Raw genomic sequence first — 13417 nt, forward strand, 5'->3', positions numbered from 1 at the left:
CCCACATGAAAAACAGCTACAAGTTTGATAGCCTGTAGTTTGTTTTAGTTAATCTATTTTATTTTTCTTTACCGATGATTCTTACTTCCGTATGTAAATCAATATCATATTTTTCTTTGATTACTTTTTGAATCAAATGAATCAAATTAAGATAATCTGTGGCAGTAGCTCCGCCCTTATTAACAATAAAGCCAGCGTGTTTGGTTGAATCTTGAGCACCACCAACTTGTTTACCTTGCAAACCTGCTTTAATAATCATTGGCCCTACGAAGTGACCTGTTGGTCGTTTAAATACACTACCACATGAAGGATACTCAAGCGGTTGCTTATAGCGACGCAATGCATTTAAATAATGCATATGATCTAAGATTTCCAACCTATCTCCTGGAGTTAATGAGAAGGTAGCGCTAAGTACGATGTCACCATTATCCTGCACTAAAGAATGACGATAACTGAATTCCATTTCTTTATTGGAATAAGTCTTAAATTCTCCGGCTCTTGTTAAAACATTGACACTTTCTACTACTTCTTGCATTTCACCGCCATAGGCCCCGGCATTCATAAATACGCCACCGCCTATACTACCTGGAATTCCTGCAGCAAATTCCATGCCGCTTAGTCCATGATGGGCTGCTGTAAAAGCAGTATCAACAATTTTTGCGCCTGCATCAGCTGTTACTTTATTATCTTTTACTTTTATTTCTTTTAAATCCGTTAAAATAATAACTAAACCATCTATTCCGCCATCGCGAATAATCAGGTTTGAGGCATTACCAATAATCGTTAATGGAATCTTATTTTCACGAGTAACTTTCACTAATTTTTCTACTTCATCAGTGCTCTTAGGAAAGGCTAAGTATTCCGCTTCCCCACCAGTTTTAGTAAAAGTATATCTACTTAATGGAATTTGCTCTTTAATATTAATTCCTTGTTTTTTCAGATCAAGTAATTCCACAATTTTGCCCCCTTATAGTTTCTTGTTTTATTTTACATCATATAGAGCCTAGCTTCACCCATAATAATGTGATACTTTATTTTCAAAGGAGAAAATTATGAATTTTATTGCAATGGATTTTGAAACAGCTAATCATTTTCCTGAAAGTGCTTGTTCTTTAGCTTTAGTAATGGTTAGAGACAATAAGATTGTAGATCGTTTTTACACAGTGATTAATCCGCAAATGTCTTTTGATGCTCGCAATATTCAAGTACATCAAATTACTGCTGATGATGTCAAAAATGCACCGACCATGGCTGAGGTTTGGCCAAAAATAAAGGGGTTATATCAACCAGGTATGTTAGTCGCTGCTCATAATGCTAGATTTGATACCAACGTGATGCGTCAAAGCCTAGCTCGTTATAACATCGAAGAACCTCATTATTTGGTCATCGATACTTTAGCTACAAGCAAGTTATTTGAGCCTGAACTACCTAATCATAAGTTAGATACAGTTTCAGATGCTTTAGATGTAGAACTATGGCACCATCACAATGCTCTAAGTGATAGTGAAGCATGTGCAGGAATTTTAATTAATCAAAATAAAAAATTCGGTGACGAAGCAATTAAAAATTTGATTTATCAAATATAAAAAATGATCTAGGACATGAATAATCCTAGATCATTTTTTATATTATTTTTCGTATTCGGTTAAAGCATCCTTAATCCATTCTTCGTTGCGTTCACCATGTGCATTCAATTCAACTACACGCTTAGTTGAATCCCAACTATCATCTACTCGTGTAATAGTTAGTTGCAAATATTCATCAGGCAAATCGTTCATTACCAACTGAGGCCATTCAATTACTACCAAGCCAGGTTCAGCCAAATAGCCATCTAAGTCAATTGATGATAAATCATCATTCTCTAAACGATAAAAGTCCATATGGAAAAGCGGTAATTCAGCTTCACGGTATTCACGCACAATAGTAAAAGTTGGGCTTTTTACAGGTCGATGTATGCCTAGTGTGCGTCCTAAGCCCTGCGTAAGAGTGGTTTTCCCGGCACCCAAATCACCATTTAATAAGAGCAAATCATGCGGCTTAGCCGTTTTGGCCAAAGATGCACCTAACTTTTGCATCTCCTCTGCAGAATTAATTTCTAACTTAGTCATTATTTTTCATCCTTTGCTAAAGCTTGAGCAGCTGTAACAATTGCTAAATCATAAATATCTTGTTCACTACAGCCACGAGATAAGTCATTAACTGGTGCAGCCAAACCTTGTAAGATTGGACCTACAGCAGTGAAGCCGCCCAAACGTTGAACCATCTTGTATGCAATATTTCCTGATTGAAGCTCTGGGAAGACAAAGACATTTGCATGTCCTGCTACTTTAGAACCAGGTGCCTTCTTTTCACCAACAGCTGGAACAAATGCGGCATCAAATTGCAATTCACCATCTGCTGGAATTTCCGGATGACTCTTTTGGAACATTGCAGCTGCATCATGAACCTTATCAACCATTGATCCTTCAGCTGAACCTTTAGTAGAAAAGCTTAAAAAGGCTACTTTAGGATCAATTTCAGCCATCTTAGCTGTTTGTGCTGATTGATAACCAATTTCAGCCAAAGTCTCTTCATCAGGCTCAATATTAATTGCACAATCAGCAAAAATATATCTTTCATCACCTTTTTCCATTACAAAGGCGCCAGATACACGATGCATCCCTTCAGCAGCATGGATTAATTGCAAAGCCGGCAAAACAGTATTGGCGGTTGAATGAGCTGCACCGGATACCATTCCATCTGCTAAGTCCATCTTTACTAACATTGTACCGAAATAGTTTTCCTTAGCTAATTTGGCTTTAGCCTCGGCTGCACTAGTATCTTTTCTTCTAGCTGCTATAAATGCCTTTACCATTTTATCTAAATCCGCATAATTATTTGGATCATAAATCTTTACCCCGGTAAGATCCAAATTATTTTCTTCCGCTATTTTGGCGACATCTTCTTTTTTGCCAATTAAAATTGGCTCAACTATCCCGTCTTTATTCAAATTAGAAACGGCAGTCAAAATTCTTAAATCGTCACTTTCAGGAAAAACAATTCTTTTTTTGTCTTTTGCTGCTTCAACTTGCTTTTTAAATAATGAAAATACACTCATATATATACCTCTTATGCTAAATCAGATTTATTCACTGTTTCTGGCAATTGCCAATCAATAGGCGTCTCGCCAAAATTAAGCAATGCCGTATTACAACGTGAGAATGGTCGAGAACCAAAAAATCCTCGATCAGCTGAAAATGGACTCGGATGAGATGATTTTATAATAAAATTCTTACTTTGATCAATTAATGGGATTTTATTTTGAGCAAATCTACCCCATAAAATAAAAACAACCTTTCCACGTTTACTTAAAGCCTTAATCGCAGTGTCTGTTACATCTTCCCATCCCTTACCTTGATGGCCGTTAGCATGACCATAAGGAACAGTTAGCACAGCATTTAAAAGCAAGACGCCTTGGTCGGCCCATTTCTTTAAATAGCCATGGTTAACCGGACGAGCACCAACATCATCATAAAGTTCCTTATAAATATTTCTAAGTGATGGTGGCAATGGTGTACCTGGCATAACTGAAAAGCTCATGCCATTTGCTTGTCCCGGATTATGATATGGATCTTGGCCCAAAATCACTACTTTAGTTTTGTTAAACGGTGTTAATTTAAAAGCAGTAAAAATATGATACATATCTGGAAAAATACGTTTAGTAGAATATTCTTCTTTTAAAAAATTATGTAATTCGTGATACTTATCACTTGCAAAAACTGGATCTAAAATTTTATCCCAGTCATTACCGATTAATTCTTTAGCCAAGTCTTACACCCTCTTTTCTAATCTCCTTTATGGTATCATTAATTTAATAGCAATTGGGAGGAAATTTTATGATCAAATTGGTAGCTTGCGATCTCGATGGTACATTATTTAATTCTAATATGTCCGTTTCTGAAGCAAATATTCAAGCTGTGAAAAATGCACAAAATAACGGTATTGAATTTTTAATTGCTACCGGTCGAGCTCCACGTGAATCTCGCGCAGTTCTAAAAGATGCTGGTTTACATACTGGTTTTATCAATTTAAATGGAGCCCTAGTTTTCGATGAAGACGGCAAATTAATGGTCAAACATAAAATCCCAACTTCTAAGGCTTTAAAACTTGTTGAATTATTACATCAGGCAGGATTTTATTTTGAAATCATCACTGCTGATCAAGTTTATACTGAAGACCTTAACCAGCGTATTTCTAATGTAGCGCATTTAATGGTCGATCTAAATCCTTTACTTGATTTTAAACAAGCAGTCGCAATCTCTGCCGGAAATAAGACTATCATGAACATGAAACAAGTTGACCATTTTGAGGACCTATTACATGATCCTGATGTTGAAGTAATGAAAATCATTGCATTTGATTCACGTGGTCATGAGGCCTTTGATAATGTTAAAAAAGAAGTGGCAAAAATTGAGGATTTAGTTGTTACTTCTAGTTCATCATCTAATATTGAAATCAATGCTCACCAAGCACAAAAAGGGATCGCCCTTCTTGATTACGCCAAACTAAAAAATATTAAACGTGACGAAATTGCGGCTATCGGAGATAATTTAAATGATGAAAGCATGATTCGTGAAGCTGGAACAGGAGTAGCCATGAGTAATGCCATTCCAGCAATAAAAAAGTTAGCACAAATCACTACTAAAACTAATAACGAAGACGGTGTAGCTTATATCTTAAATCAATTTATAAAGGAAAATAAACAAGATCAGAGGTGACAAAGTATGTTGTTTTGGCTGGAACTTAATCAAGAAAAAGATTATGGTCAAATTCCTGTGATCAATCCTAAAGGAAAAATTGAATTTATTATTCAAGGAAATCTCGATAACCCAAATCATACTTTATATTTATATGACACTAACAGAAACGAAATTGGACGCTTATTTACTGATGGTACTGGACTGATTGCATCCTTTACTATTGACGTAGTAGATCACTCTCTAGTTAGTGTCAAAAAGCTTAATACGCTTAATACTAATATATTTTATCTGACTCAACTAAAATATATCGTTACGGGAAGTATTAAACGAGGGACCTATACTTTTAGATCAGGCTTTAAAAGTATTGCTAACGTCAAGACAATCGTTGCAGAACATGGGGTTGTCCTAACATGCAATATCACCAAGCCAGAAGATATTCCATTTATTTTACTTACTTCAGTATTATTTACCCAATGGCACGTAACCCCATTAAAATTACCTACATTTCCACCAATAGCAAAAAAATTAGAAATTAATCCTAATTAATCAGAAAAAGTGTCTGGGAAAAAACTAATTCCTAAGACATAAAAAAAGAACGATGATTTCCTATTCGATTTCATCGTTCTTTTTCTATACTTTTAGTTTCTGCCTTGATATTATTAAATCACCACAATATAAAAATAAGAAGGTGGAAACTATCATGTACAAGAATTATATCACAGGCCAAACGGCTTTAACACTTAATTTAGACTTTGCTATACCTAATAATCACTTAGCTAACGCCATTAGCTGGTTCGTCGATTCGATTCCAGAAGACGTCTTGTTTGGCGATACTGCCAAAACCGGGCGTCCTGCCTATCACCCAGCCATGATGCTCAAGATCTTGCTCTTTGCCTATTCTCGCAGAGTATTCTCAGGCAGAAAAATTGCGCTGATGCTAGAAGAAAATCTGCCGATGATGGTACTGGCAGAGCATCAAAAGATCTCATACCATACTATCAATAATTTTAGATCGAGCGACCACGCCAACGAATTGATTAAGAAAAGCTTCCTTTACTTTACGAACCTATTAGAGCAGGAAGGTCTATGAAGGAGCTATCTTTATTGATGGCACCAAAATTGAAGCTGATGCCAATCTCTATACTTTCGTTTGGCGCAAGGCAGTTGAACTATATGATGAACTGATTGCCAAAGAAGTCGTCAAAGCAATGGCAAAAGAGCAAGTCCAGACCAGTCAGGGATTGGCAGAGCTAGCGCAAGAAACGGAAGCTGAAATTGAAAAGCTGACTGAAGAGATTGCCCGAGAGCCTAAAGCCATTCCTGGTGGATCGCCTAGAAAAGCAAGAAGGCGCGATCTTAAGAAGCTGCTTCATAAACTCAGAAAAGACTATGTTCCTAGAATGAAGAAATACGAAGAGGCAAAAGCAATCTTTGCTGGGCGCAATAGCTATTCCAAGACCGACCACGATGCGACTTTCATGCATATGAAAGAAGAGCACATGAGAAATGGTCAGCTTAAGCCAGGCTATAATATTCAAGTCGCTACGACGGATCAGTATGTAATTGATTTCGCCTTGTATCCTAATCCGACTGACTTTAAGCAGTACTATATCACTTATACCATGTATGAAAAGGAACAAACCAGAAAGCACAAAAACGATCCATCTAAGCTAGCTAACTGGTTCTATGATGAACAAGACGATTACTACCTTGATCAAAACGGCGTTAGATTTAGCTTCAAATATTATAGTTGGCGTAAAGATAAAACGACTGGTCAGGTTCGCTATAATCCTAACTGGCAATACTTAAAAGAAAAAGCCAAAGCAGTTCTCCAAAGTCCTGAAGGCAGTCACATCTACAGAATGAGAAAGTATGCTGTGGAGCCGATTTTTGGACATTTGAAGAATGTTTTTGGCATGCGTCGAACTCATTTAAGAGGCAAAAAGAAGGTTGAAACCGATGTGGGAATAGCCTTCATGATGATGAATTTAAGCAAATATTGGAACAGAAGATGGTCAAAGGACCAATTTTGTTTAAGCGAAAAGAAAAAGACGGTCAAGCAACTCAAATTAAGAGTTAGTTGATCGTCTTTTTGTATCTGAGAGTTAGTTTTTTCCCAGACACTTTCTAGAAAGTGATATAGATATAGATGTATCTTCTGCCATAAAGTTTGTATTTATTAAGTAATAAGGAATTATTAGGCAGAGACTGAATAATGAAGGTTTACTCTGTAATATTTCAACCTCCAGTACTTATTATACTTTTTTAGGTAAAAAATACAAGGGATTAAATGTTATTATTTCTTAATGTATTTCCTTACATTTGGACATTTAATAAAAGCTTTAGACTCTATTGTCTGTTATTAAATGCATAATAAAAAGGAACTCCTTAATTAAGAAGTTCCTTTTTTAATAATCAGATTAGTCTTGGTAGTTTACCAATTCTAAGTATGATTCAGGCTTAAGTGAAGCACCACCAACTAAGCCACCATCAATGTCAGGCTTTGACATTAATTCCTTAACGTTAGCTGGCTTTACAGAACCACCGTATTGAATACGAACGTTTTCTGCAGTTTCTTCGTTGTACAAGTCCTTAACAGTTTCACGGATAGTCTTGCACATTTCTTCAGCTTGGTCTGATGAAGCAGTCTTACCAGTACCAATAGCCCAAATTGGTTCATAAGCAATAACAAGTGAAGATACTTGTTCAGCAGTAAGACCATCTAAAGCAGCCTTAATTTGAGCAACTACCCAGTCTTCTTGCTTGTTAGCTTCACGAGTTTCAAGTGATTCACCACAGCAAATAATTGGCTTCAAGCCATTAGCAAAGATTGCCTTAGCCTTCTTGTTAATGTCTTCATCAGTTTCGTGGAAGTAGCCACGACGTTCTGAGTGACCAATAATTACGTAGTCCATACCCATTTCTTTCAAGACCTTAGGTGAAGTTTCACCGGTGTAAGCACCTTCGTCTTCAAAGTAACAGTTTTCAGCACCGATGTGTAAGTTTGAACCTTTAGCTGCTTTTCTTAAAGCATCAAGGTCAACTGCAGGTGCACAAATAAGTGATTCTACCTTACTTGGATCTGGCAACTTGTCCTTAACAGCGTCAACGAATTCAGTAGTTTGTTCTGGATTCATGTGTAACTTCCAGTTACCAGCAATAATTGGTGTACGGCTCATTAGTCTATTATCTCCTTAACTTAAATTACTTGTCTTGTACGCAAGCGATACCTGGCAATACTTTACCTTCAAGGTAGTTAAGTGAAGCACCACCACCAGTTGAAATGTGGCTGATCTTAGGTGCAATACCCAATTGCTTAGCAGCAGCAGTTGAGTCACCACCACCGATAATAGTGGTTGCGTCAGTAAGGTCTGCTAATGCACGACCAACTTCCAAAGTACCTTCTGCGAAGTTAGGCATTTCGAAAGCACCCATTGGTCCGTTCCAAACAACAGTCTTAGCATCCTTTAAGATGTCCTTGAACTTAGCAATAGTCTTAGGACCAATGTCAAGACCCATCATGTTGTCAGGAATGTCATCACCAACAACTTCACGTGAAGCATCGTTTGAGAATTCAGTTGCAGCTACGTTGTCAACTGGAAGAACGATCTTGTCGCCAGCCTTTTCAAGCAATTCCTTAGCAAGGTCTACCTTATCAGCTTCAAATAATGATTTACCGATCTTGTGGCCTTGAGCTGCTAAGAAGGTGTAAGCCATACCACCACCGATTAAGATGTGGTCTGACTTAGGAATCAAGTTGTTAATAACACCAATCTTGTCTGAAACCTTAGCACCACCCAAGATAGTTACGAATGGGTGTACAGGGTTATCAACAGCGTCACCTAAGTACTTGATTTCCTTTTCAAGTAAGTAACCAGCAGCTGCAGGTTTGCCGTTTTCCTTCATTGCAGTAGCGATACCAACGTTTGATGCGTGACTTCTGTGAGCAGTACCAAATGCGTCGTTTACAAACATGTCACCAAGGCTTGCCCAGTATTCGCCAAGCTTAGGATCGTTACCTGATTCACGCTTACCAAAGTCATTGTCGATATCTTGGAATCTAGTGTTTTCAAGAACAACAACGTCGCCATCTTTCATGTTGTTGATAGCATCTTCAACTTCTTTACCTTCGTTTGATGGTACAAAAGTTACAGGCTTCTTAAGAAGTTCACTTAAACGTTCAGCAACTGGCTTTAATGATAATTCCTTCTTGTCAGCATCTGACTTAATACGGCCCAAGTGACTAAGCAAAATAGCCTTACCACCATGTTCAATGATGTACTTGATAGTTGGAAGTGCAGCAACGATACGGTTGTCATCACCGATAACGCCGTCCTTAATTGGAACATTGAAGTCTACACGTACTAAAACCTTTTTGCCTTTAACATCAAGATCGTCAACGATTAATTTAGCCATTATAATCCTCCGATTATTTTGATATTTTTCCTTCAAAAAAAGGCGGAAGGAAGAATCTCCCTCCGCCTTCTCAATTACCACTTAACTATAATCAGTTAATTTAAATTAATGATTAAAGAGTAGCAAAGTGTAATAAAGTACGAACCATTTGGCAAGTGAATGAGTATTCGTTGTCGTACCAAGCAACAGTCTTAACTAATTGCTTGTCACCTGCAGTAGTTACCATAGTTTGAGTTGGGTCAAAGATTGAACCAGCAGTCATGTTCAAAACATCGCTTGAAACAATGTGGTCACCATTGTAAGCAAATGATGGGCTTTCGTACTTCTTCATAGCTTCGTTAACTTCGTCAGCAGTAACCTTCTTGCTCAAGATTGATACTAATTCAGTTTCTGAACCATCTGGAACTGGAACACGTTGTGCGTGACCGTTCATCTTACCGTTCAAGTTAGGCAATACCAAACCGATAGCCTTAGCTGAACCAGTAGTATGAGGAATGATGTTTTCAGCAGCAGCACGAGCGTCTTGTTCCTTACCACTACGAGCAGGGCCATCCAAAGTCATTTGAGTACCAGTGTATGCGTGGATAGTAGTCATAGTAGCAACTTCGATACCGAATTCCTTGTCCAAAGCGTTAGCCATTGGTGCAAGTGAGTTAGTAGTACATGAAGCAGCTGAAACAATCTTGTCGTCAGCAGTCAAAGTGTTTTCGTTTACTGAGTAAACGATAGTCTTCAAGTCGTTACCAGCTGGAGCTGAGATCAATACACGCTTAGCACCTGCGTCAAGGTGAGCTTGTGACTTAGCCTTGCTAGTGTAGAAACCAGTACATTCAAGAACAAAGTCAACACCATCGTTCTTAACCCAAGGAATGTTTTGTGCTTGTGGTTCAGCGTATACGTGGTACTTCTTACCGTCAACTACGATAGCATCTTCAGTTGATGAAACTTCGTGGTTGAAAGTACCATGAGTAGTGTCGTACTTAAGTAAGTAAGCAAGCATTGATGGAGTAGTCAAGTCGTTGATAGCAACAACTTCGATGTCCTTACTCTTTTCGCCTAAGTCCATAATACGACGGAATGCTAAACGACCGATACGGCCGAAACCGTTAATACCAATTTTAACTGTCATAACCTAAAAGTCCTCCTTTAAGAACTATAAACAACAATTTATTTTAAACGGGATTTTATTTCCCCTTTAAAATCATATTTGAGGCACCCTCATCAGTAATTAACCAGGTTTGATGAGGTGCATTGGGCATATATGCTTTTATTGCTTTGGCTTTTCTTGCACCACATGCAAAAGCAAATATGTGGGGTATTTTATATAGGTTCTCAAACTGTAATCCAACCTGGGTGATACGGTCGACAACCTTGCCTTTTTCATCGAAGAAACACCCGAAACATTCGGTGACGGCCTTCTTTTCACGAAGCTCCGAAAGTCTAATTGAATTATACCCTCTACGCTGCGCCATTTCTTGGGCTAACCCAATACCATGGATCACTGCATCGCTTTGTGAAATATCTTGCAGAACATCCGCAATCGAGGATTCACGTATCAAAGATTTATACGCTGCAGCTGAAACCTGTTCAGGTAAATACAATGTCTTATACGTACCCGAAGTTTTAGCTGCCATTTCTTGGACGATTGTATTACTTTGCGTTTCTACATTTTCGCCCAAGGCTCCTCGACCAGGAACAAATTCTAACTGGCGGTTATTCCCTAAACTAGGAGATAAATACTTAGCAGATTTTGCTAAAGCCGCTCCACCTAGAATTGTAACTATTGAATGACCTAATGGCAAGAGTAAATTTAAAGCTGAACTTAACTCTTCTCCCATCTCTTCATAAACGCGATCTTGCAAATCAGCATTACCTGGTACAATCAAGGTTCTTTCAATCCCTAATTTCTTAGCCAGTGCTAATTCTGTTTCACCCGCATTAAAGAGACGGTCAATCAATGGCCCCGCATCTTGTAATGTTTTCTCGCCTTTTTCAGTTAAAAACATTCCAAAACTTTTAGTTTCAATCAAACCTAATTGACTCAAATATTCAGTTTCGGTTCTAATGTTTCTTTCTGAAAGCCCTAAATGTTGAGCTACACTTCTACGCCCAATCGGCGCATGCAGTGCTATCTGCTCAAGGACAAGATACCTTTGTCGAAGAATCTTTAAGACGTCGGGAACGAGCGCTTCGAGCAAAGAAAAGTCCGAATTCATCGTTCCCTCCTTTCCCTGGGACGCTTAGCGACCACATCTGTGTCGATTGCTGTCCCATAATACTTAAAAATATAAGAGAAACGTACAACTATTTCAAATTCATACATTTCCCAATCGACACTGTTAGTATAACAATGTATTTTTCGTAATTCAAGAAAAAGATCGGCTATTTTAAAAAAATTGTAAGGCTCACAAAATCATTTCTATTTATATTCTTTTTCTGTTATACTAGAAGTTGCGTAGTTTGGGTCCTTAGTGTAATGGATCGCACGTAAGATTCCGGTTCTTAAAATCTGGGTTCGACTCCCAGGGGACCCATACAAAAAAGGCTAGAGCAATTGCTCTAGCTTTTTCATTTACTATTAAAACTTACCTGAAGTCAATTCAGCACGTTGTGCAAATTGTACATACAATCTTGAACCAGTTGCTGACATACCTTCAATTTCACGTTTAGTGTTGAAACGGTAATGCTTTTGTGCAGAGCCATTTTCACTTACCTTAAAGATGTTGTCATTAAAGCCAATGAAGAAGTGACCGTCGCCATAAGCAAAGCCTTGAACTGGTGAATTAGAAATAAATCTACCTTCAGTTGCGCCAACTTCAGTAGCATTCCAAGTATCACCATCTCTAGTTAACTTCCAGTATTCATAGCAGTTATGACCACCATTGTGGAATAAAGCGTACATAGTATCGTCGCCTACAAAAGTAGCGTTGTGAATGTAACGATTGTCTGAAATTCTAAATGTCCAAATCTTGTTAATCTTCATATCGCTCTTGCGAATTTGTAAGATTTCTTCTGAAGCAGGACCATTATTGTATTTATTGTCATTAGCCAATACGTAGATGTAACTTGATGAAGAACCTAATGATTGACCGTGACCCAATTTAATATATGGACTTACTTTAATGTTTTTAGCGTATGACTTAAAAGTGCTCCACTTCATAGTAGTAAGATTTTGTGCAGCATACTTGCTCTTTAATGCATTCAAGTTATATGAAACTAAGTGTCCATATTGACTATTGCTGCTTGTAAATAATGAAGTAGTGAAAATACCGCCGTTAACTGTCATACCTTCAGGAATTACACCAACTTGGCCCATTGCATCCCCAGCTTGACCATAACCTAAACTCAAAAATCTAGGTTGGAACAAACGAGTTCTAAGAGTTAAGCCATTGCTCTTAATGGTGTTGCTAGTAGTTTCTGAACGGTATCCATGTGCACGATTCCAGTTTCTAGATGAGCCCTTTGAGCCACCATTCCAAGTAGAAGTAGTCTTAAAGCCCTTCTTCGGAGTAACACTTGGAGAAGCCATATCACCATCATGAACGTCAATATTAACTTCTGCCTTTGCTTTACCATAACTATAGGTTACTTTGTCTGGATTAGTACTTATATACTTTCTAGAAACATGAACCTTATTAGGATTAATTGCAGTACCATGTGCATCTGTAGCGTAGTTAATCGCATCTCTAGTAGGGAAGCTGTAATCACTATTTTTAACTAAGCTTACCTCATTAGCAACAGAGATTTGGTTACGTGCAAAGAATTTTTCACTTACCCAACCAACATTGCGACCATCAACAATAATCTTCCAGAAAGTACCTTTTCTGGTTGATTTAGATTCCTTTGATTGAATTTGACCATGTTTAAAATACTTAGTTGAAGTAAACTTGCCGCTTGGTCCCTTGCTTGAAACATTGTGATAAATTGCATAATTACCATTACCTGCAATTTTAGTAACAGCCTTGCCGTAGCTTTTAGCTTGAACAGTGTTTGCTTGACCATTAATAGTTAATAAACTTCCAGCAAGCAATAAACCAGCTAAAATTAGCTTTTTATTGTTTCTCATTCATTCTTCCTCCTTAAAAAAACAGCATATACTCATATCTTAGCACCAATTCATCAAAAATTGTCTTATATTATTAGAAAAAAATTAATCGTAAATTGCAATAATAAATTGAACACTTAAGCTGCTTGATAGATCTGATCCAATTCTCTTTCAAAAATTTCATCTGGTGTATGATATGCCAATATTTTTCTTGGTA

Annotated in this window: 12 protein-coding genes, 1 tRNA gene and 1 pseudogene; 5 read left to right on the forward strand and 9 right to left on the reverse strand. The window is 37.6% G+C overall.

The genetic code is table 11. The features are described from left to right. Positions 1 to 58: 58 nt before the first annotated feature. Positions 59 to 955 (reverse strand): UDP-N-acetylmuramate dehydrogenase, encoded by an 897-nt coding sequence (gene murB / locus CP368_RS04610; RefSeq protein ID WP_025005139.1) that lies wholly within the window; start codon positions 953 to 955, stop codon positions 59 to 61. Positions 956 to 1052: 97 nt separating this feature from the next. Here murB and CP368_RS04615 point away from each other — a divergent pair, with 97 nt between their 5' ends. After that, positions 1053 to 1586, forward strand: a complete 534-nt coding sequence (locus CP368_RS04615; RefSeq protein ID WP_012211636.1) for a 3'-5' exonuclease — start codon at positions 1053 to 1055, stop codon at positions 1584 to 1586. A 42-nt stretch (positions 1587 to 1628) separates the two neighbouring features. Here CP368_RS04615 and tsaE read toward each other — a convergent pair whose 3' ends face one another. Genes tsaE through CP368_RS04630 form a run of 3 tightly spaced genes read right to left on the reverse strand, consistent with a single transcriptional unit; the run spans position 1629 to position 3807 of the window. Continuing rightward, positions 1629 to 2108: a tRNA (adenosine(37)-N6)-threonylcarbamoyltransferase complex ATPase subunit type 1 TsaE gene (gene tsaE / locus CP368_RS04620; RefSeq protein ID WP_098044392.1), complete on the reverse strand. Its 480-nt coding sequence runs from the start codon at positions 2106 to 2108 to the stop codon at positions 1629 to 1631. Continuing rightward, positions 2108 to 3097 (reverse strand): phosphate acetyltransferase, encoded by a 990-nt coding sequence (gene pta, locus CP368_RS04625; protein ID WP_098045787.1) that lies wholly within the window; start codon positions 3095 to 3097, stop codon positions 2108 to 2110. Before pta ends, tsaE begins: the two co-directional genes overlap by 1 nt. Before the next feature lie 11 nt (positions 3098 to 3108). After that, on the reverse strand, positions 3109 to 3807 hold the full coding sequence (locus CP368_RS04630; RefSeq protein WP_098036990.1) for a uracil-DNA glycosylase: 699 nt from the start codon (positions 3805 to 3807) through the stop codon (positions 3109 to 3111). Positions 3808 to 3875: 68 nt separating this feature from the next. Here CP368_RS04630 and CP368_RS04635 point away from each other — a divergent pair, with 68 nt between their 5' ends. The 3 genes and pseudogenes from CP368_RS04635 (at position 3876) to CP368_RS04645 (ending at position 6870) form a co-directional block, all read left to right on the forward strand. Beyond that, complete coding sequence (locus CP368_RS04635) at positions 3876 to 4757, forward strand: Cof-type HAD-IIB family hydrolase (protein WP_087175653.1); 882 nt, start codon at positions 3876 to 3878, stop codon at positions 4755 to 4757. Between the two features lie 6 nt (positions 4758 to 4763). Beyond that, positions 4764 to 5285: a hypothetical protein gene (locus CP368_RS04640; RefSeq protein WP_098036988.1), complete on the forward strand. Its 522-nt coding sequence runs from the start codon at positions 4764 to 4766 to the stop codon at positions 5283 to 5285. 154 nt (positions 5286 to 5439) lie between these two features. After that, positions 5440 to 6870: pseudogene (locus CP368_RS04645) on the forward strand (transposase). Between the two features lie 289 nt (positions 6871 to 7159). On the opposite strand, the gene tpiA reads toward CP368_RS04645, so the two are convergent. From tpiA to CP368_RS04665, 4 genes are all read right to left on the reverse strand, one after another. Continuing rightward, positions 7160 to 7918, reverse strand: a complete 759-nt coding sequence (gene tpiA, locus CP368_RS04650; protein ID WP_013437505.1) for a triose-phosphate isomerase — start codon at positions 7916 to 7918, stop codon at positions 7160 to 7162. 25 nt (positions 7919 to 7943) lie between these two features. Further along, a complete protein-coding gene (gene pgk / locus CP368_RS04655) occupies positions 7944 to 9155 on the reverse strand; it encodes a phosphoglycerate kinase (RefSeq protein WP_025005144.1) in 1212 nt (403 codons plus the stop codon). A 112-nt stretch (positions 9156 to 9267) separates the two neighbouring features. Further along, positions 9268 to 10284: a type I glyceraldehyde-3-phosphate dehydrogenase gene (gene gap / locus CP368_RS04660; RefSeq protein WP_025005145.1), complete on the reverse strand. Its 1017-nt coding sequence runs from the start codon at positions 10282 to 10284 to the stop codon at positions 9268 to 9270. A 55-nt stretch (positions 10285 to 10339) separates the two neighbouring features. Further along, complete coding sequence (locus CP368_RS04665) at positions 10340 to 11371, reverse strand: sugar-binding transcriptional regulator (RefSeq protein ID WP_025005146.1); 1032 nt, start codon at positions 11369 to 11371, stop codon at positions 10340 to 10342. A 246-nt stretch (positions 11372 to 11617) separates the two neighbouring features. Between CP368_RS04665 and CP368_RS04670 the strand changes: the two genes are divergently transcribed. After that, positions 11618 to 11689: transfer RNA gene (locus tag CP368_RS04670), tRNA-Arg, on the forward strand. Positions 11690 to 11733: 44 nt separating this feature from the next. On the opposite strand, the gene CP368_RS04675 is transcribed toward CP368_RS04670, so the two are convergent. Further along, positions 11734 to 13221, reverse strand: coding sequence for an SH3-like domain-containing protein (locus CP368_RS04675; protein WP_098043909.1), 1488 nt, complete (start codon positions 13219 to 13221; stop codon positions 11734 to 11736). Positions 13222 to 13417 lie beyond the last annotated feature (196 nt).

It is taken from the genome of Lactobacillus sp. UMNPBX17, assembly GCF_002553735.1.
Classification (GTDB): Bacteria; Bacillota; Bacilli; order Lactobacillales; family Lactobacillaceae; genus Lactobacillus; species Lactobacillus gallinarum.

What these genes read in the sequence shown, in the direction of transcription:
- CP368_RS04615 (WP_012211636.1), top strand. Translation starts at nt 1,053, where the DNA reads ATGAATTTTATTGCAATGGATTTTGAAACAGCTAATCATTTTCCTGAA.
- tsaE (WP_098044392.1), bottom strand. Translation starts at nt 2,108, where the DNA reads ATGACTAAGTTAGAAATTAATTCTGCAGAGGAGATGCAAAAGTTAGGT.
- pta (WP_098045787.1), bottom strand. Translation starts at nt 3,097, where the DNA reads ATGAGTGTATTTTCATTATTTAAAAAGCAAGTTGAAGCAGCAAAAGAC.
- CP368_RS04635 (WP_087175653.1), top strand. Translation starts at nt 3,876, where the DNA reads ATGATCAAATTGGTAGCTTGCGATCTCGATGGTACATTATTTAATTCT.
- CP368_RS04640 (WP_098036988.1), top strand. Translation starts at nt 4,764, where the DNA reads ATGTTGTTTTGGCTGGAACTTAATCAAGAAAAAGATTATGGTCAAATT.
- tpiA (WP_013437505.1), bottom strand. Translation starts at nt 7,918, where the DNA reads ATGAGCCGTACACCAATTATTGCTGGTAACTGGAAGTTACACATGAAT.
- pgk (WP_025005144.1), bottom strand. Translation starts at nt 9,155, where the DNA reads ATGGCTAAATTAATCGTTGACGATCTTGATGTTAAAGGCAAAAAGGTT.
- gap (WP_025005145.1), bottom strand. Translation starts at nt 10,284, where the DNA reads ATGACAGTTAAAATTGGTATTAACGGTTTCGGCCGTATCGGTCGTTTA.
- CP368_RS04665 (WP_025005146.1), bottom strand. Translation starts at nt 11,371, where the DNA reads ATGAATTCGGACTTTTCTTTGCTCGAAGCGCTCGTTCCCGACGTCTTA.
- CP368_RS04675 (WP_098043909.1), bottom strand. Translation starts at nt 13,221, where the DNA reads ATGAGAAACAATAAAAAGCTAATTTTAGCTGGTTTATTGCTTGCTGGA.